16 protein-coding genes and 1 pseudogene are annotated in these 16,579 nt (G+C 52.0%); 1 reads left to right on the top strand and 16 read right to left on the bottom strand.

The window, feature by feature from the left end:
- Positions 1–6: 6 nt before the first annotated feature.
- The 10 genes from groES to alr form a co-directional block, all read right to left on the bottom strand.
- Positions 7–306: a co-chaperone GroES gene (gene groES / locus H924_RS02905; protein ID WP_015650462.1), complete on the bottom strand. Its 300-nt coding sequence runs from the start codon at positions 304–306 to the stop codon at positions 7–9.
- Between the two features lie 216 nt (positions 307–522).
- Positions 523–948, bottom strand: a complete 426-nt coding sequence (locus H924_RS02900; protein WP_015650461.1) for a hypothetical protein — start codon at positions 946–948, stop codon at positions 523–525.
- Between the two features lie 53 nt (positions 949–1,001).
- Entirely contained in the window at positions 1,002–2,759 is a 1,758-nt protein-coding gene (locus tag H924_RS02895) for a bifunctional ADP-dependent NAD(P)H-hydrate dehydratase/NAD(P)H-hydrate epimerase (RefSeq protein ID WP_015650460.1), read from the bottom strand.
- Between the two features lie 18 nt (positions 2,760–2,777).
- Positions 2,778–3,812, bottom strand: coding sequence for a tRNA (adenosine(37)-N6)-threonylcarbamoyltransferase complex transferase subunit TsaD (gene tsaD / locus H924_RS02890; protein WP_015650459.1), 1,035 nt, complete (start codon positions 3,810–3,812; stop codon positions 2,778–2,780).
- A 3-nt stretch (positions 3,813–3,815) separates the two neighbouring features.
- Positions 3,816–4,349 carry a ribosomal protein S18-alanine N-acetyltransferase gene (gene rimI, locus H924_RS02885; protein ID WP_015650458.1) on the bottom strand — a complete coding sequence of 178 codons (534 nt, stop codon included), beginning with the start codon at positions 4,347–4,349 and terminating at the stop codon, positions 3,816–3,818.
- Positions 4,346–5,023 carry a tRNA (adenosine(37)-N6)-threonylcarbamoyltransferase complex dimerization subunit type 1 TsaB gene (gene tsaB / locus H924_RS02880; protein WP_015650457.1) on the bottom strand — a complete coding sequence of 226 codons (678 nt, stop codon included), beginning with the start codon at positions 5,021–5,023 and terminating at the stop codon, positions 4,346–4,348. The genes rimI and tsaB overlap by 4 nt, the downstream gene beginning before the upstream one ends.
- Before the next feature lie 6 nt (positions 5,024–5,029).
- Positions 5,030–6,274: an alpha/beta fold hydrolase gene (locus H924_RS02875; RefSeq protein ID WP_035107895.1), complete on the bottom strand. Its 1,245-nt coding sequence runs from the start codon at positions 6,272–6,274 to the stop codon at positions 5,030–5,032.
- Positions 6,275–6,361: 87 nt separating this feature from the next.
- Positions 6,362–7,963: an aspartate:alanine exchanger family transporter gene (locus H924_RS02870; RefSeq protein ID WP_015650455.1), complete on the bottom strand. Its 1,602-nt coding sequence runs from the start codon at positions 7,961–7,963 to the stop codon at positions 6,362–6,364.
- Positions 7,964–8,119: 156 nt separating this feature from the next.
- Positions 8,120–8,623, bottom strand: coding sequence for a tRNA (adenosine(37)-N6)-threonylcarbamoyltransferase complex ATPase subunit type 1 TsaE (gene tsaE / locus H924_RS02865; protein ID WP_015650454.1), 504 nt, complete (start codon positions 8,621–8,623; stop codon positions 8,120–8,122).
- Positions 8,613–9,722, bottom strand: a complete 1,110-nt coding sequence (gene alr, locus H924_RS02860; RefSeq protein ID WP_029703541.1) for an alanine racemase — start codon at positions 9,720–9,722, stop codon at positions 8,613–8,615. The genes tsaE and alr overlap by 11 nt, the downstream gene beginning before the upstream one ends.
- Before the next feature lie 125 nt (positions 9,723–9,847).
- On the opposite strand from alr, the gene H924_RS02855 reads away from it, so the two are divergent.
- Positions 9,848–10,723 carry a poly(ethylene terephthalate) hydrolase family protein gene (locus H924_RS02855; RefSeq protein ID WP_029703542.1) on the top strand — a complete coding sequence of 292 codons (876 nt, stop codon included), beginning with the start codon at positions 9,848–9,850 and terminating at the stop codon, positions 10,721–10,723.
- Positions 10,724–10,993: 270 nt separating this feature from the next.
- Here the strand turns inward: H924_RS02855 and H924_RS02845 are convergent, their stop codons facing one another.
- The 6 genes and pseudogenes from H924_RS02845 to H924_RS14720 form a co-directional block, all read right to left on the bottom strand.
- Positions 10,994–12,511, bottom strand: a complete 1,518-nt coding sequence (locus H924_RS02845) for a hypothetical protein (protein WP_015650450.1) — start codon at positions 12,509–12,511, stop codon at positions 10,994–10,996.
- On the bottom strand, positions 12,508–12,813 hold the full coding sequence (locus H924_RS02840) for a hypothetical protein (RefSeq protein WP_015650449.1): 306 nt from the start codon (positions 12,811–12,813) through the stop codon (positions 12,508–12,510). The genes H924_RS02845 and H924_RS02840 overlap by 4 nt, the downstream gene beginning before the upstream one ends.
- A 97-nt stretch (positions 12,814–12,910) precedes the next feature.
- On the bottom strand, positions 12,911–14,254 hold the full coding sequence (gene glmM / locus H924_RS02835) for a phosphoglucosamine mutase (protein WP_015650448.1): 1,344 nt from the start codon (positions 14,252–14,254) through the stop codon (positions 12,911–12,913).
- A 356-nt stretch (positions 14,255–14,610) separates the two neighbouring features.
- Positions 14,611–15,739: pseudogene (locus H924_RS14835) on the bottom strand (IS1634 family transposase); the annotation flags it as partial.
- Positions 15,679–16,152, bottom strand: coding sequence for an IS3 family transposase (locus H924_RS14725; protein WP_015650447.1), 474 nt, complete (start codon positions 16,150–16,152; stop codon positions 15,679–15,681). The pseudogene H924_RS14835 and the gene H924_RS14725, both read right to left, overlap by 61 nt.
- Positions 16,076–16,552, bottom strand: coding sequence for an IS3 family transposase (locus H924_RS14720; RefSeq protein ID WP_015650012.1), 477 nt, complete (start codon positions 16,550–16,552; stop codon positions 16,076–16,078). Before H924_RS14720 ends, H924_RS14725 begins: the two co-directional genes overlap by 77 nt.
- Positions 16,553–16,579 lie beyond the last annotated feature (27 nt).

Below are 16,579 nucleotides of genomic sequence, written 5' to 3'. Positions count from 1 at the left end.
TATCGCCTACTTCTCGACGATTGCGAGGATGTCACGTGCGGAGAGCAGCAAGTACTCAACGCCACCGAACTTGATCTCGGTGCCGCCGTAGCGGGAGAAGATAACAACGTCATCTTCCTTCACGTCGAGAGGAATGCGGTTGCCCTTGTCATCAAAACGGCCTGGGCCAACAGCGATAACGGTTGCCTCTTGTGGCTTTTCCTTAGCGGAGTCTGGGATAACCAGGCCGGAAGCGGTGGTGGTCTCTGCCTCGTTGATCTGAACAAGGATCTTGTCCTCGAGCGGCTTGATGTTGACGTTTGCCACGATGAATCCCTCCATGAGAAATAATGTTTGTTGTGCCGGTTGTGGATTTCCAGCACAGCCGTCGTCGCGGGTGAACAACTGTGTGTCAAACAACCTATTTGGCACTCTACCCTCGCGAGTGCCAGCACTCAACTAATAAGGGTGCTAATTTTCAAGCTCACAGCAAACACTAATTTCACTCATGGGTTGCTACACATTTAAGGCAACAAAACGCCGTTAAGCCTCCTTGCGCAAGTTATAAACTGCACGACGCCACAGCAAAAACTCTTGTGGGAAATCATCACGATAGTTCTTAGCAGCACGAATACCATCGGAAATACGCTCAATTTCCGCGTCTTCCACATCTTCACCCTTAGCACCCACAAAAATCACTGGACCACATACTGCGGTAGCAGGATCAGAGAAGAATGCTGAGTTACCGGTGGCAGCTGCACTACGTCCAAGGGAAGCCACAGGGTTTGCGGCAGCTCCCTCATCCTTAGCTTTGGAGTTAAAAAGTGCGGCGTATTGGCTGCCGTCTTCTTGGAAAGCAACAGCTACGTGGGCATCGTCTGCCCCGCCCAAGAACATCTCAGCGTGGTCTAGATCAAACTCGATAATGCGGTGGGTGAGGTCTGGGTTAGCAAGAAATCCTTTGGTCATAGCTTTCAATAAACCTCCACCTCCCCCACTCTGCTAGTTGGGCAGACAAAAGTTCATGAGAAATTCATGGGCGCGTGGGTATTAACCATGGCTGTGGCAGCTGGAATTGCCGCTGCGATCTTCGAGGCAGAGGTGGGCGCTGGCCCAAATTCAGTCCGTGCTGCCAGTGCGGCAGCCACTGCATGAATGGTCACTGCGGGCGCTACCTGTGCATAAACCGCGGTATCTGAGATTTCTAACTCCGGGATATACTCCGGGATTCGATTAAGTTCTGCACTACTATGCGCTAAATGCGCGCCAATTAATCCAGACAACACATCACCAGAACCTGGGGTAGCCGACCAAGAATGCCCAGCGTTGACCGCATATACATAGTTACAGGTGGCAATGATGGTGAATCTACCCTTGAGCAAAACACAACATTTAAGGTTTTCCGCCATCGCATGAGCTGCCCCAATGGAGTCTGTTTCAGGATTCGGAATCTCAATTCCCTCTGCTCTTAACGCGGAGGCAATGCGCTCAAATTCCCCGCGGTGCGGGGTTAAGACACTCGCGCCGTGGCGCGTACGCAACAGCTGCCTTAACTCCGCTGAGGCACTGAGTAAAGTGAGGCCGTCGGCGTCGATAAGCAGCGGTTCTGGGTTATTAAGCAGTTCTTGTAATTCTTTAAAAGCCTGCTCATCGATTCCATGACCGGGGCCAAAAACCCAGGCCTGGACACGGCCGGCGGTGCCCAAGGAAGATGTAGCAACTACTTCTGGCAGAGCAGCCAGCACTGCTGCGGCGACGGGGCCAACATATCGCACCATGGAGCTGGTAGCGCGCACTGCCGCAGCTGTAGCCAACACCGCAGCCCCGGGATATTGCTCACTACCTGCAACAATGCCCACAATTCCGCCGGAATATTTATCATGATCAGGGCTTGGCTCAACATCTAGCACAATAAATTGGCGCCCCAACCGCTGAATCCCGGAATTTTCGGCGGCTAAAGCCTCAAACATTGCCGCCAATTTAGGGTTCTGAGCAGGTGCATTAGGTACGCCGTTCCATGCTTTGGAGGCAAAATACTGAGGTCCGCTATCAGCACTTTGGATTTCTAGCAAAGCATGAGACAGGGAACGGCCACCCGCTCCTGCCACGCTGATATCGGCGAGCAAAACTTCCCCACAGGCAGCAGACACGGCATGAGCCCGTCTTAAACCACCAAATGTGATGGTGACATCGGCATTAATATGAGTTGGGATTTTTTGGCGGGCAATCGGTGCACCTTGTTCAAAACCGTCCAAAGTGACCAAAGCTGGTTCGGGCACGGCACCGGTATCTGCATGTACTCCAGAAGGAATATCAACAGCCAAAATTGGAATGCCTGCAGAATAGAAATTTTCTACAAATCGGGCCGTTTCCGGCGCAATTCCCCCGCGTCCGCCGATGCCCAAAATGCCATCAATAAGCAGGCGATAATCGCCATGATTGGGCTCAGAATCCAACACGGTGCCGCCCAAAGACTCAAAATAGGACAGTGCTGAGTGATGGACTCGCTCTTTGTTAAGCAGCAGCGCATCAACTTTTTTGCCTTCTTCTGCTAAGAAAGCACCAGCGTAGAGTGCATCTCCCCCATTTCCGCCAGAGCCTACTAACAACAAGATTTTTCCATCTTGAGCCAGTGCTGGGGCGGGAACTTTAAGGAGGGCAAGGGCAACATCAGCGACTGCCGATGCAGCTGAAATGATCAGTTCATCGGAGTCACTTTGGAGGGCCATTAGGGTGTTTTCTGCACGTCGGATTTGATCGACGGAGAATACAGATTTCATGAACCTAATACTAAAGGTTTAAAACACCTGGGGGGTCTCAACGGACAAAGAAGGATCAGTTCCTACCGAAATTGGTGATTCTGGTGCACCCTCGTGGATCCTTTGTGCAGCCAAAGCAGCAATCATGACGCCATTATCGGTGCACAGCTTAAAGCGTGGCACCCGCAATTCGATGCCAGCCTTGTCACAGCGTTCTTGGGCAAGTTCCCGCAGGCGAGAGTTCGCAGCCACACCACCACCCAGCAACAACACCTTGGCACCCACATCGCGGCAGGCCCGAACCGTCTTAAAGGTCAAGACATCACACACAGCTTCTTGGAAAGAGGCACAGACATCTTCTACTGAAATGACCTCGCCATTTCTTTCCGCAGCTTCCACGTAGCGAGCCACCGCAGTTTTTAATCCAGAGAAGCTGAAATCATGGCGGGAATCCGACTTCTTCATCAAACCACGCGGGAATTTAATGGCTTCAGGATTACCCCGGCGCGCCAACTTATCAATGATGGGGCCACCTGGATAACCCAGACCAAGCAAGCGCGAGACCTTGTCATAAGCCTCGCCAGCTGCATCATCAAGGGTGGAACCTAGTTCCTTCATGGGCAAACCAACCGCATCAACTTCCAGCAGCTGAGTGTGTCCCCCAGAAACCAGCAAGGCCACTGAATGTGGCAAGGTTTCACCATCAAGGTTGGCCACAGCGACGTGTCCGCCAAGATGGTTAACCGCATAAAAAGGCACGTCCCACGCTGCTGCATAAGCCTTTGCCGCACTAGCACCAACCAACAGGGCACCAGCTAGGCCCGGGCCGACAGTGGCTGCGACCGCATCGGGCTTTTCGACGCCTGCTTGTTTGAGGGCTTCGCGCATAACTGGAACCATGGACTCAAGGTGTGCACGGGAGGCGATCTCTGGAACAACACCGCCAAATCGTGCATGCTGCTGCATGGATGAGGCTACTGAGTCCGCCAGGATCTCCAAGTTTCCTTGTTCATCCAGCTTGACTACGCCCACTCCTGTTTCATCACAGGAGCTCTCAATACCCAAAACGATCATTGTTTAAACGTTAGTCCCGTCTGAATCGTGTGTTGAATCTGGTGTGGCTTGGCCTGTTTCCCTATCGCTTTGGCGTAGGCGTTGCATCGTATATGCATCGGCGCCGGAGGGACGATAGTAGTTTTTGCGCACTGCCAAAGTTTGAAAACCAAAGTCTTCATACATGGAGATAGCAGGAACGTTATCAGTGCGTACTTCCAAAAACACTGGCCCATCATGGCTATCAGCTACGTGCATCATTTGATCCATAAGCACCCGGCCAAGTCCCTTACGCTGGTGTGCTGGGTCTACGCCGATGGTGTGGATTTCAAATTCTGGATCATCGGCTGGTCCCATCATGGCAAGACCTGCATAAGCAATGAGGTAATCATCATCAAAGGCACCGATATAGAAGGTGTTGGGATGTGAAAACTCGACTGCAAAAACATCCCTTGGCCAAGGATTATCTCCTGGGAAAAGGATTTGCTCTAGTTCTGCACAGCGCGCTGCATCTTCGCGGCGTAATTCTTTAAGCTCATAGGTTTCGGTTTCGCTCATGAGAGATCCACCTCTGGAATGGCAGCTGATTTAGGCTTAGGTTTTGGCTCTTTAGCATCAGGGCGACGCAGATAAAGCGGTACCAATGGGCCTGGGGTGATGCTGAAATCAGCAACAGCAACCAGGTGCTCTGGCAGTGGCTTTAGGGATACGTGTTCTACTGCCGCCAACTTTTCGGGAAGTTTTTCAACCAGATGCGCAGGGATAGAGACCACATCAATTTCACCAGTTAGCTCCAGGGCTGCTGGCGCAATAACATCGGGGCCTGCATCTTTAACGCCATCGGTATAAGTTGCCCAATAAACTTCACGGCGGCGGGCATCGGTAGCTACCAAGGCGCGGGGATATTTTTGGAAGTTGATGCCCTGAGCGATGGCGTCGAGAGAGCCCACACCATAAACCGGGATTCCTAAGGCGTCACCAAAGGCTGCTGCGGACACCATGCCAACCCTCAGGCCGGTAAAAGGTCCGGGGCCACAACCAACGACGATTGCTTCCACATCACTAAAGCTCCGGCCTGCTTGGCGCAGGGTTTCTTGCACAGTGGGCGTGAGCTGCTCATTGTGGGCGCGGGTGTCTTCAATAATGCGCGATGAGATGGTCTCATTGGTGGTGGAATCAACAAGGCCCACGATAAGGTCAGGGGTTGAGGTATCAAGAGCAAGTACTAGCACGGAGAATCAGCGTACCTTTCTGCCATCTGCAAGATCGAAAAGGTGCTGGAGAACTTCACCTGAGCTGGCACGCAAGCCATTGTGTTCATGCTCGCTGGTGATATAGACCTGCACACCTGGAATATGAGCTGCGGTTTCCAAGGAAAAATCGATGGGTACAAAAACATCGTTGGCATATACCGCCGCCGCACCTGTGGCATTGGAAGTTTCTAGTGCTGCTGCATCATAAAGCTTTGGCCATGGCATCTGCGCAAGTTCTAGCGCTACTTCTTTCCAGGGTTGGAGTGATGGCACGGTATCGGTCCATTCTTGGAAGACATGCTCGCCGGTGAGCAAGGAAGTATCTGCGCGGAAAGCCTCTGGATAGACCCGCTCCGCAGCCCAGTTGGTGATAACTCCATCGGCATAGGAGGACTCATGCAGCACATAGTAAATTGGGTTGCGGTTACCAAAGGGCAGCAAATTGGCCAGGTCATGGCGGAAAGCATTGGTATCGGGCGCAAGCTCAAGCAGGTGGTAGAGGTCAAGCCAACCGTCATTACTGCCTAAAAGATGCCCAAGGGAACGCAATCGGGATTCTGAAACTACTTCCCCGGTAGGCAAGGTAATCTCCCCAGCTCTAGCTTTTTCAACCAGTCCGCGGAAAATGTCACGGTGCTGTGGGAAACGGCGGTAATACCATTCAGAATTTCGCTGCATGCGGTTATAACAGTTGCTGTAGATATCCTCAGCAGGACGATCAATGGCGCTTAGACCGCCCGTTAGGAACACCTGGTCCAATGAATCTGCGTGCGTAGAGAGGTAATGCAGGGTGGTAAATCCGCCAAAGGATTGGCCCAGCAGATTCCACTTTGTTACGCCTAGGTATTCACGGATGGCTTCAGCATCACGCACAATGCCATCGGCACGCAGATGGCTTAAATACTCCACTACTTCAGCAGTGGGCTTTTCCAAGATGGAATCACCTACTGGGGTGGATCTTCCAGTTCCGCGCTGATCGAGCATGATCACGCGATAACGCTCTAGGGCAACGGCCAACCAGCTGGGATTAAGCGGGCTAAGGCTCGGACGAGGAGCTTCATTTCCCGGTCCACCCTGGAGAAATACCAGGTAGGGCAGGTTTTCCCCACCGGGGCGAGTAGCAATGCGGGCAAAAACCTCAATGGTGCGGAAATCTGTTGCATCCGTGGTAAGTGGAACCTCGAGGGTAAGTTCTTCCAGGTGCAGTTGACCAAGTTGAGTGCTTGTCATTTCATTCATGCTCTCAAGGTTACGCCCGGGGGCGGACACCCATTTACCCCAGTCCTCAAAAGGATTTCAAGCAGCTCTTAAATGGGCCTAGAGCAGCAGGAAGAGAAGCTGGGCTGCAATAATTTTGCCCACCATTGCTGTGGGATAAACGGTGGCATATCCCCTATTAGGCAGATCAGTTCCGGTTTGGCCGTTGAGGTAGGAAATAATCGCCGGGTTGGTGGTCACACCTGCTGCAACACCCATGGATTCATCCCACTTGAGCTTCAAAACAGCCATACAGAACACAGCACAAACCAGCGCAGAGATCAGCGTGATGCCAAAACCTGTACCCATATAAATCAAAGAGGAAGGATCGGTCAGCGCCCCACGGAATCCAGCACCAGCAGAAGTTCCCACACCTGCCAAGAAAAGCGCCAGACCCAGAGTGGAGATGGTCCTATTGGCGTGGAAAGGCAGCTGCCAGGTGATCGGGCCGGTGCGCTTTAATGCACCCAAGATAAGGCCCACCACGATGGGACCGCCACCAAAGCCCAAAGACATGGTGGTACCACCTGGTAGTGGGATTGGAATAGCACCAAGGAGCAGGCCTAATGACAAACCAATTGCAAAAGGCAGCAGGTTGACATCGGCGAGAGACTTTTCAGAATCGCCAAGGAATTTACGCACCTCAGCCACACGGCCCGGAGCTACAACCACGCGGATGCGGTCGGAAAGATTGATGACAGTATTGCGGTCAGGCACAACCTCCGTATCGCCTTGCCTAATACGCGCGATCATAAAGCCATGTTCCACGGTCTTAAGATCGCCAACGGTGCGGCCCGCAACCTCAGGATTAGAAACGGTCAAGCGGGTATAAATCAGCTCGGTATCTTCAATTTTGGTTTCGCGTTCTTCACCAAGTGCTGCAATGGCTTTATCTACTGCTTCCTCAGTGCCGTTGATAAGCAGCTGCATACCTGGGGTAATAGGAAGCTGTGGGTCAGCCAAGCGGTGCGAGTGAGGATCATCAACAATGCGGGTGGCAATGATGCTTTGGCCTGATAGGCGTGGCAGATCTCCAACTTTGCCGGTAATTTCCGGGCTGAGCTGCACACCCTTCCACACCAAAGGTGCCGTAATCAGCCCTTCCTCGCTGGCGTCTTTGAGGTGATCAACTTTAAGAATCTGGGCTCCAATGGCAGCCACCAAGATAGTGCCCAATACTGCGCCGGGATAGGCCAGGGAATAACCAATAACTGGTTCACCTACCATGGAAGGATCTTGGCCATTAACAATTTGCACGATCGCTGCCATACCTGGGGTGGAGCTTAAGGATCCGGCAAACATTCCGGCACCGATCATGGAATCCAGGCCCAGCGCTTTGATGATCACCCATGCCAGCGCCACCAAGCTAATAAGCAGCGCAATGATAAAGAGTGTCAGCTTCCAGCCACGGCTCGCAAACTCTTTAAAAAAGACGGGGCCAGCGGAAAGTCCAATGACATAAACGAACATTGCCAAGCCCAGTTGATAAACAAAAGGCGGGATCTGAATAGCGGGGTTCGCAGTGGCAAGTCCCAGGGCGACAAAAAGTACGGCTGCCGCTCCCAGGGAAATGCCTAAGAATCGAATCTGGCCAATGGCTAGGCCCACCGCCAAAATTACGGCAAGCGCGATAATGGGATTACTGGAAAAAAAGTCGAGCACGCGGGATCACATTCCTTGATTTAGGTCAATCTGGCCCAACTTGTGATCCCATTTTTTCTAAAACATCTAGCAGGTTCACTCGGGGGCTAGAAAGTACTTTTCACTACTTCCTATGATCCCGCAGTTTCAGAAGTAAAACAACAGATACGGACAGAATCACACAATCTGACCGCTGCGCCACTCCCAGTTAAAAATTCGTGCTTCGGAATCTGGATCCTCGGCAACGGCAGTTTCGCGGTCAATGGAGATAAACAGGTAGGACTCAGAAATTTGCTCCACTAGTCCCCCACCCCATTCAGCAACCACAACACCCGAATCCAAATCAGTGTCTAGATCCAAAGAATCCAACGCTCCGATGGGATCTGCGCTCTCATCATCTTCGCCCAATAAGCGGTAGGCATCCATATGGATAAGGTCTGGGCCACCAACTTCAGAACGGTGTTCACGGGCAATGACGAAGGTTGGCGAGGTCACGCGCCCCTTCACCTGCAGACCACGCGCCAGACCTTGGGTAAAGGTAGTTTTTCCAGCGCCCAGTGGCCCATCCAAAATCACCACATCGCCAGCCTCTAGAGCACGACCAACCTCCTCGCCAAAAGCTTGGGTATCAGCGGCTTCCTCAAAGCGACGGGTTCCGGAAGTAGGAAAATCAGGCTTCATCAATTTCTCCTTCAGACACATAGGTGGCCACGGTGCGACCAGTGGGACGGCACACAACTTCATAGTTAATGGTGCCAATATTGTCAGCTAATTCAGTAGCGCTTTGGCCCGCTGCGCCAAAAATAACGGCACTATCACCAGCTTGCACACCTTGGGGATTTTCACCCAAGTAAACGACAAATTGGTCCATACACACACGACCCACCTGCGGATAATCCACGCCATTAATGGTCACAGCAAACTTCTCCTGCGCCGAACGTGGCATGCCATCGGCATAACCTGCTGGGACAACCGCCACAAAACCGGAGTCCTCAGCCCTCCAGGTAAGGCCATAGGAGGTGCCCTGACCGGCCTCAATAGGCTTTACGACGGTCACCTGCCCCACCCAGCTCATGGCTGGGCGTAATCCATGATCCAACCCTTCAATAGGCTCCAGTCCATAAAGAGCCAGACCCGGACGGATCATCTGGAAATGTAGATCCGGGCGGGTGAGCGCTGCCGGCGAGTTGCACATGTGGTTAACCGGTACCTCAAGGCCCACGCTGTGGGCTACGGCGAGGGCGCGTCGAAAAGCGTCATTTTGGGCATCAGTTTCTGGATTTTCCGGCTCATCGGCGCAGGAAAGGTGCGTGAAAAGGCCTGTGACCTCGATATGAGGGGCAGCGTGCAGCTGGCTAAAAACCTCATGCCAGTCCTGCTCATCAACACCAGATCGGTGCAAACCAGTATCGATCTTTACACTCACCCTAATGTGCTTAGCATCAGTGTTAATCAGTGCCTGCGCATGCTGAGGAGAAACCACTGCCAAATCAATATTCTGCGCAATTGCAGCGGTATAGTCCTGCTCAGGCGACCAAATCCAGCACAGGACTTCCTGCTTAATACCGATTTCGCGCAGCTGCAGCGCCTCCGCGAGGGTTGCCACGCCAAAAGCATCAGCGCCATTTTGCGCAATGACCGGAGCCACGCGCTCCACGCCATGGTTATAAGCATTTGCCTTGACCACGGCCATGAGCTTCGCGGGACCTGCCAGATTTTTGAGCAGCCGAGTGTTATGGGCGATCGCATCCAAATCAATGCGTTTGGTCAAGAGATTCATGTTTTCCAATTGTGCCACTTTGTTCTTTGCCAATAGCTATTGACTCCCTAGGAATTTAGCCGAGTTAGTGCTTAGTTAGTGCCAGGTTCACGAACTCTCAGGTGCTTTCCACTATTCTGGACAGCGTGGCTGAGAATCTGAATAAACATCTATCCAAATTGTCCAAGCGCGGTCCTTATCGCGTCCTCGTGGGCGATCTCAATTATGCAGGTCTACCTGGCAAGATCTACACCCCCGCCGAAGGAAATGGCATTCCAGGTGTAGCTTTTGGCCATGATTGGCTCAAACCAATTAAGCATTATCACCAAACTTTGCGACACCTGGCTAGCTGGGGAATCGCCGTTGCAGCTCCAGATACCGAAACTGGATTTATGCCAGACCATAAAGGTTTTGCCTCTGATCTAGACTCCGCCATGCAAATTCTGGGTGGCGTGAAGCTGGGTTCTGGAAATGTCACCGTTAATCCAGCCCGCTTGGGTGTTATTGGACATGGCATGGGCGCAGGTGCAGCGGTTTTGGCTGCCGCTAACCGCGATATCGTCCATGCAGTTGGTGCTATCTACCCCGCTAAGACCTCCCCTTCTGCACTTGATGCAGCATTTAGTGTTAAAGCTCCAGGCCTGGTTATTGGCTCTGCCCAGCTCAGTCTTTTTGAAACACCTGAGGCCAGCAAGCTCGCTGCCAACTGGGCTGGACACGTGGCTTACCGCGAGATGGAAAAGGGCACTCAACAAGGCTTTTCTGAAGATGCCCTCTTCCAATTGTTCGCTGGAATTGGCCGTCCTCAAACTGGCGCCCAAGAAACGGTTCGTGGCTTGATCACCGGTTTCTTGCTGCACACCTTGGCCGAGGAAAAGAAATACAAGGCTTTTTCCGATCCCACCGCGGAGGCCAAGAAGGTTAAGTCCTACTTTGGTCAGGAACTTCAAGAACATGCTTTCCCTAAAGACAACTCCCCCTTTGCCTTCCTTAATGAAAAGAACCAAGAAATCGCTTCCTAGGATTTAGTTCTCGAGGCTCCCAGTTCTCGACGTTTTGTGACGCTTTAGACGTTTCGCAAAATGGACTGTACAGGTCCCCGGCCACGGGTTGATCTTTTCACCGGCTGTACCTTTCTTTCCAGAGGTACAGCCGGTTTTTTAGATTTCTCCACAGTGTCTAATGATTGCGTCGCTTGTTGTTGGGCAGCCGCCAAAGCCTGTTCAAATTCCTCCATTCTGTTCGCTGCCCGCTGTCTAAAAAGCCGGATAAATTCTGCGTATTCCATAAAGTCACCAGCCTCCAGACTTACGCACATTCACATTGGGCACCGCTCCGGCAGCCGCCCCAATCAACGGAGTGTCCACCGGCGCAGCATTAAATTGCACAGGTGTTGGAGTTGGCGCTGGTGCTGAAGGCGGATTTATTACCGGTGCAACGGCAGCTGGTGCTGCTGCAGCACTCGCGGTGGGAATAGGTTTCGGAGCAGGTTCAGGCACCGCTGCTAACTCCGCCTCAGTCATTTTTGGCGGTGCTGCAGGTTCAGGCGCTGCCGGAGGAGTTTCTGCCGGAGGCAACGGAAGCTCCGCGGGCACTGCAATAGCCTGTTCAATAAAACTCACGATCGCCCCGACGCCTAATACCAGCGCGCCAATTCCGATAACCCCCAGGACAGTTTTCACGCCATTATTTGAAGGGTTCTCCGCTACAGGCTCGGGATTTTCTTTATCATCTTCCACCGGAGCTGGAGGCTCTTCATCACAGGGTTCCGCTTCATCACAAACTGCTTCCACAGCTGGTGCCTCTTTTTGCTCATTTGCCGGCGCCTCATCACAATCATCTTCAGCGCTCGGCTTTTCAGAAGCAGATTCCGGAGCACAGTCTTCGGCTACCGCAGTATCTTTTTCCGCATTTTTAACCTTCGAGTCAGAATCCGCTGCGCTTGGAGTCTCAGGCTTTTCTACTGGTTTTTTCGCAGGTTCGGTTTCACACTTTTTTGTTTCTTCGCATTCGTCTGCGGTTTGAGTTTCGGTAGTTTTATCTACACTGGCTGGAGTTGTTTTATCCTCCGTGTTTGTCTCTCCTCCAGAGCTTGAGGAACTCGAAGAAGCAGCAGAAGCATCAGCACTAACAATGCCGCCAGCACTAGCTGCTGCAGTAGCAACCCCCGAGCCCGATACGGCATCTTTAAGGGGTGCAATTGGAGTTTCACATACCTTTTTTGCATGATCACTTAAAGCATTTAAGCATTGCGAAATCGCTTCATCTCGGTCGGCGCACAAACCACAAATCATCTCACCTGCTTGATCAATAAGGCCAGAACCAGCGGCCACACATTCTGAAAAAGCCTGTGGATGTTCAGCTGGATCAATCGCACCCAAGGTTGCGGTTAATTGCTCAATAACACCGATGAGCTGCGCAATGATCTCTTTCATTCCCTGATCAGATTCATCAACTGCCGTATCAATAGCATCAGCAGCTTTTCCCGAGGCCTCCCCCACTTCCTCAGCTTCATCACGGTTGCTAAACCAATCGGTGGCTCTTTCAAAAAGCTCGGTAACCACAATTCCGCCGGCGATACCACCCACATATTTCAAAATTTCCGCGACCCAGCCCTGCACTCCGCCGGTTTCAGTCCCACCCCCGGCACGACTACCAGCAGTTCTAATAGCAGCAGTATCCAAACCTTCGATGGTGCCATGAGCCTCGCGCAAAATTCCAATTGGAACCGCTGGCTGCCCATAAAGCCCCCGACTAGCTGAACTTAATAATTCAACAGCCTTTTTATAGCCTTCAATAATCTCATTCATCCCCGGTCAATCCCCTCTAAACCGGCCGCAAAATTCTTGTCACTTCCGGCATATTCCTGCACCTGTACAACAGCTGCTTCCGAGCTCAGGGCAAGAGCATTAAGGCGCTTTTCGACGCCCAGATGCAGGGCGTTAAGCATTTCACTTAAGTTACGACCTTGCGCGGCAAAGCCGCGTCCGGTAGCGGTTGGTTCCATCTGAGGTGATGTTGCGCGATGCGTGGTGTGTTGTTGTGCTGTCTCCCCCATGAGGTTGCGCAAGGCCTCAAGTGCAGCATCAACCTCTAATTCCATATCATCCATAAAAAATCCCCCCTGAGTTATCCAACATAAAATGCTCCTACATTTATGTTGGACTGCTCAGAGGGGCTATGGGTTCCCGGGTTTTTAAGAAAACCTTTTAGACCTCAGCAACTACAGCTGCAAGACGTCCAGCGATACGACGAGCTTGTTCCTGCTCACCAGCTTCAACCATGACGCGGAAGAGCTCTTCGGTACCAGAGGCACGCAATAGCACACGACCACGATCGCCCAGTTCTGCTTCTGCTTCCGCAATTGCTGCCACTACCTGTGGGTTGGCCACAATTGCAGTCTTATCAGAAACAGGAACGTTGATAAGCACCTGTGGCAACACCTTCATAGCCTGTGCGAGTTCACCAAGTGGCTTTCCGGTTTCAGCCATACGAGCCATCAGTGACAGTCCGGTCAGGGTGCCATCACCGGTGGTGCCATAGTCAGGAAGCACAATGTGACCGGATTGCTCGCCACCGAGGCTGAATCCGCCTGCTTTTAGATCTTCCAGCACATAACGGTCGCCGACCTTTGTAGCACGCATGGTGATTCCGGCTTCATTCATAGCAATCTGTAAGCCAAGGTTACTCATTACGGTAGCTACCAGGGTGTTCTTGCGCAGCTCACCATTTTCCTTCATAGCGATTGCCAGGATGGCCATGATCTGGTCACCATCAACAATGTTACCGTCTTTGTCTACCGCTAAGCATCGGTCAGCATCGCCGTCATGTGCCAAACCAAGATCAGCTCCGTGCTTCAGAACTGCCGCCTGCACCTGATCGATATGGGTTGAACCGCAGTCCATGTTGATGTTGTAGGAGTCTGGCTTGTTATGAATAGCAATTACAGTTGCCCCTGCTGCTTCATAAGCCTTAGGAGCCACGACACTGGCTGCTCCGTTAGCAGCATCTACAACCACTTTGATGCCTTCAAGAGACGTTGGGACCGCATCTTTAAGGTGGTCTAGATAGCGATCTTGAGCATCTGGCGCTTCCTCGATCACACGACCAATTCCGTGCCCCGTTGGCCCCTCAGCAGGCAAGCTGTCCATGACGCGCTCAATTTCATCTTCGATATCATCAGGGAGTTTGTGTCCACCTGCAGAAAAGAACTTGATGCCGTTGTCGGGCATTGGGTTGTGCGACGCAGAAATCATCACGCCCATATCCGCACCATAATCATCGGTAAGGAATGCAACAGCTGGAGTTGGGAGAACGCCAACGCGAATAACATCAACGCCTTGGCTGGCCATACCTGCTGAAAGTGCTGCTGCGAGCATCTCTCCAGAAACTCGAGGATCTCGACCAACGATCGCAACCGGGCGACGCCCATCTACGCGCTTTTCTGCAGTGAGTACGTGAGCTGCTGCTGCACCGAGTTTCAAAGCCAAAGGTGCGGTGAGTACTTCATTGGCTAGTCCGCGGACGCCATCAGTTCCAAAAAGTCGAGTCATGCGATTAATTATGCACTGCTTAGCGCAAATCAACCTGTTCTAAAACTCTGGTGAACAATATTTCTTCGGTTAAGCTGTGTAAACGTAACGCACAGAACACCAAGTCCCTGCCGGTTTAGATTCCATTTGAACATTCGGGGTAGAAGCAATACCGGCACTCAGATTCCATATTGCATCGTGATTCCCGAACCGATCTAGTACCAAAGATTATTACCACACAGTGAACGCACGCTTCTAGCCTCGCGTGGTCGTCAACGGTTGCGTCGTTAGTCGGGGGTAATTCGACCGGTCCGGGGACTGTGAAGTTCCCGGTACCGGATGCGGGAATACAGGTACCCAACAAAAGCGCGGATCACTAAAGCACGATGTTTAGCAGCTAATGCCAAGTTGACCTTTTTGTCCGGTGCTTTTAAGTCGATATACCGATTGCGTTTAATAGCCACCGCCCCGTCAACAGCACGTTGGGCTTTCGCGACTTGTTCGTCAATACCGCGACGTGTGCGCCGTGCCCTGTCGTGGGAGTAATGGAAATGTGTCACTGAATCAGGTTTGCCGGACTTCCTTTTCCTGCCATCGGTATACGATGGCTGGGACCATATCTGACCGTGGGTGTAATCATCATCTGGGTTATCAGTTTGCCATCGGGCAATGACCTCTGGGATGGATGGGACTTTTGTTGACAAGATGTAGTCCAAACCAGCTTCAATAATCGCCTTTTTATTGTCCGCTGAAAAGCATTCCTGCATCAGCAACAACTGTGACGCGATCTAGCTGGTAAGCCTGTTGGAACTGTTTAATCATCGGCAGCATCGTGTGGGTTTCTGCCTTATTTCCTTCAAAAGCCCCGATATGCAGTGGAAACCCTGTTGCGTCTGTCAGAAGACCGACCAGGATTTGTGGTTCTAATCGACGTTCTTTCGAAAACCCAGATTTACGTAGCTCGTCTGGGGTATCTGTTTCAAAATACAACGTGGTCACATCGTAAAGAATGAAGCTTCCAGCCCCAATACCTGCGTGTGCTGCAAGTGACTGCGATAACAGTTGACGAAAGGAATCAGTAGCGTAGTCCGGGAGTCGGCGTTTAATCGTGGCGTACGAGGCGCTTGTGATACCGACTTCAGCGAGGGTTTCAATTGAATCAAATTTGGAGCCTGGCTGGATGATCCGTGCTCGAACCAGATCTAAAAATACCTCATCTTTACCGGTTGCAGTATCTAAACCTAGGCGCTGGTAGCAGGTATCGATGCAGTCCAGTAAATAGCCTGCACGCTGAGCACTAATCGGTAGGGGCTTGTCGGCAGAGCCGGTTCCTGCAGGGGTTTTGACATCACTAAGACCTAAATCTAGTGACATTTGGTCACCGTCAATGATGCGTTGGGCCTGTGCTTTTAGGAGAGCGAGTTGAAGTGCCCCGGGTTTTGTTCCTAGGCGTTTGCCTTGATTTCTATTATTTCTTGGCCCGGGTTGCTCTGGCAAAATTCTGATTCAACTTCATCTGGCGTGCGGTAGCCCAACCCTTGATGGATTCTGGTCTCATTCCACCAAGTAACCCATTCGAATGTCGCTATTTCCACGTCGACAACGTCATCCCACGTCCTGTTATGGATAAGCTCGTTTTTGTACGAGCCGTTGACGTTTTCCGCTAGAGCATTGTCATAGGAATCACCCACCGTTCCTGTGGATGCAACGATTTTATGCTCAGCAAGACGCTCGTTATAGACAATGCTGACGTATTGCGATCCGTGGTCTGAATGGTGAATCAGTCCAGCCGTTTCCTCAGCGCACACAATCGCTTGATTCAGTGCCTGCAAAGGCAAAGCCTCAGTGCGAATCGAATCGGACAAGGCCCAGCCAACAATGCGGCGAGAAAACACATCCGTGACGAAAGCGGTGTACACAAAGCCTTTTCGGGTTCGCACATAGGTAATATCGCCCAACCCACAACTGATTCGGCCTGTGCGCGGTAAAGTCGCGATTGACCATGTCAGGACGATTATCCGGGCCTTTGGGTTTACGGGTCGTTATCGGCGCTCGGCCTTTGGGCTTACCTGCTACGCCAGCCAGTCGCATCAAACGAGCGGTTTGCTCACGACCAATATCAATCCCCTGGCGAGCAAGAGTGTGCCACATCTTTCGTACTCCATAAACACCGTAATTTTCAGCGTGGATCTCGCGGATGTGTTCTACCAAAGCAATATCGCGCAGACGACGTGAGCTTAGCCCGCGAGCCTTGGACTGGCGATAGCCGCGGGAGGTGATAAAGCCGCCCGCACGGTGGGTGTTCAACGTCCTACGCACATGAACTCGATTGAGAAACGATCGCGG

Origin of the sequence: Corynebacterium callunae DSM 20147 (assembly GCF_000344785.1) — a bacterium.
Lineage (GTDB): Bacteria > Actinomycetota > Actinomycetes > Mycobacteriales > Mycobacteriaceae > Corynebacterium > Corynebacterium callunae.
The sequence above is the reverse complement of the archived record's forward strand: the minus strand, read 5'-3'. Positions and strand labels throughout refer to the sequence as shown.

Excerpts from the sequence above, each read along its gene's own strand:
- H924_RS02900 (WP_015650461.1), bottom strand. The coding sequence starts at position 948 with ATGACCAAAGGATTTCTTGCTAACCCAGACCTCACCCACCGCATTATC.
- H924_RS02895 (WP_015650460.1), bottom strand. The coding sequence starts at position 2,759 with ATGAAATCTGTATTCTCCGTCGATCAAATCCGACGTGCAGAAAACACC.
- tsaD (WP_015650459.1), bottom strand. The coding sequence starts at position 3,812 with ATGATCGTTTTGGGTATTGAGAGCTCCTGTGATGAAACAGGAGTGGGC.
- rimI (WP_015650458.1), bottom strand. The coding sequence starts at position 4,349 with ATGAGCGAAACCGAAACCTATGAGCTTAAAGAATTACGCCGCGAAGAT.
- H924_RS02875 (WP_035107895.1), bottom strand. The coding sequence starts at position 6,274 with ATGACAAGCACTCAACTTGGTCAACTGCACCTGGAAGAACTTACCCTC.
- tsaE (WP_015650454.1), bottom strand. The coding sequence starts at position 8,623 with ATGAAGCCTGATTTTCCTACTTCCGGAACCCGTCGCTTTGAGGAAGCC.
- alr (WP_029703541.1), bottom strand. The coding sequence starts at position 9,722 with ATGAATCTCTTGACCAAACGCATTGATTTGGATGCGATCGCCCATAAC.
- H924_RS02845 (WP_015650450.1), bottom strand. The coding sequence starts at position 12,511 with ATGAATGAGATTATTGAAGGCTATAAAAAGGCTGTTGAATTATTAAGT.
- H924_RS02840 (WP_015650449.1), bottom strand. The coding sequence starts at position 12,813 with ATGGATGATATGGAATTAGAGGTTGATGCTGCACTTGAGGCCTTGCGC.
- glmM (WP_015650448.1), bottom strand. The coding sequence starts at position 14,254 with ATGACTCGACTTTTTGGAACTGATGGCGTCCGCGGACTAGCCAATGAA.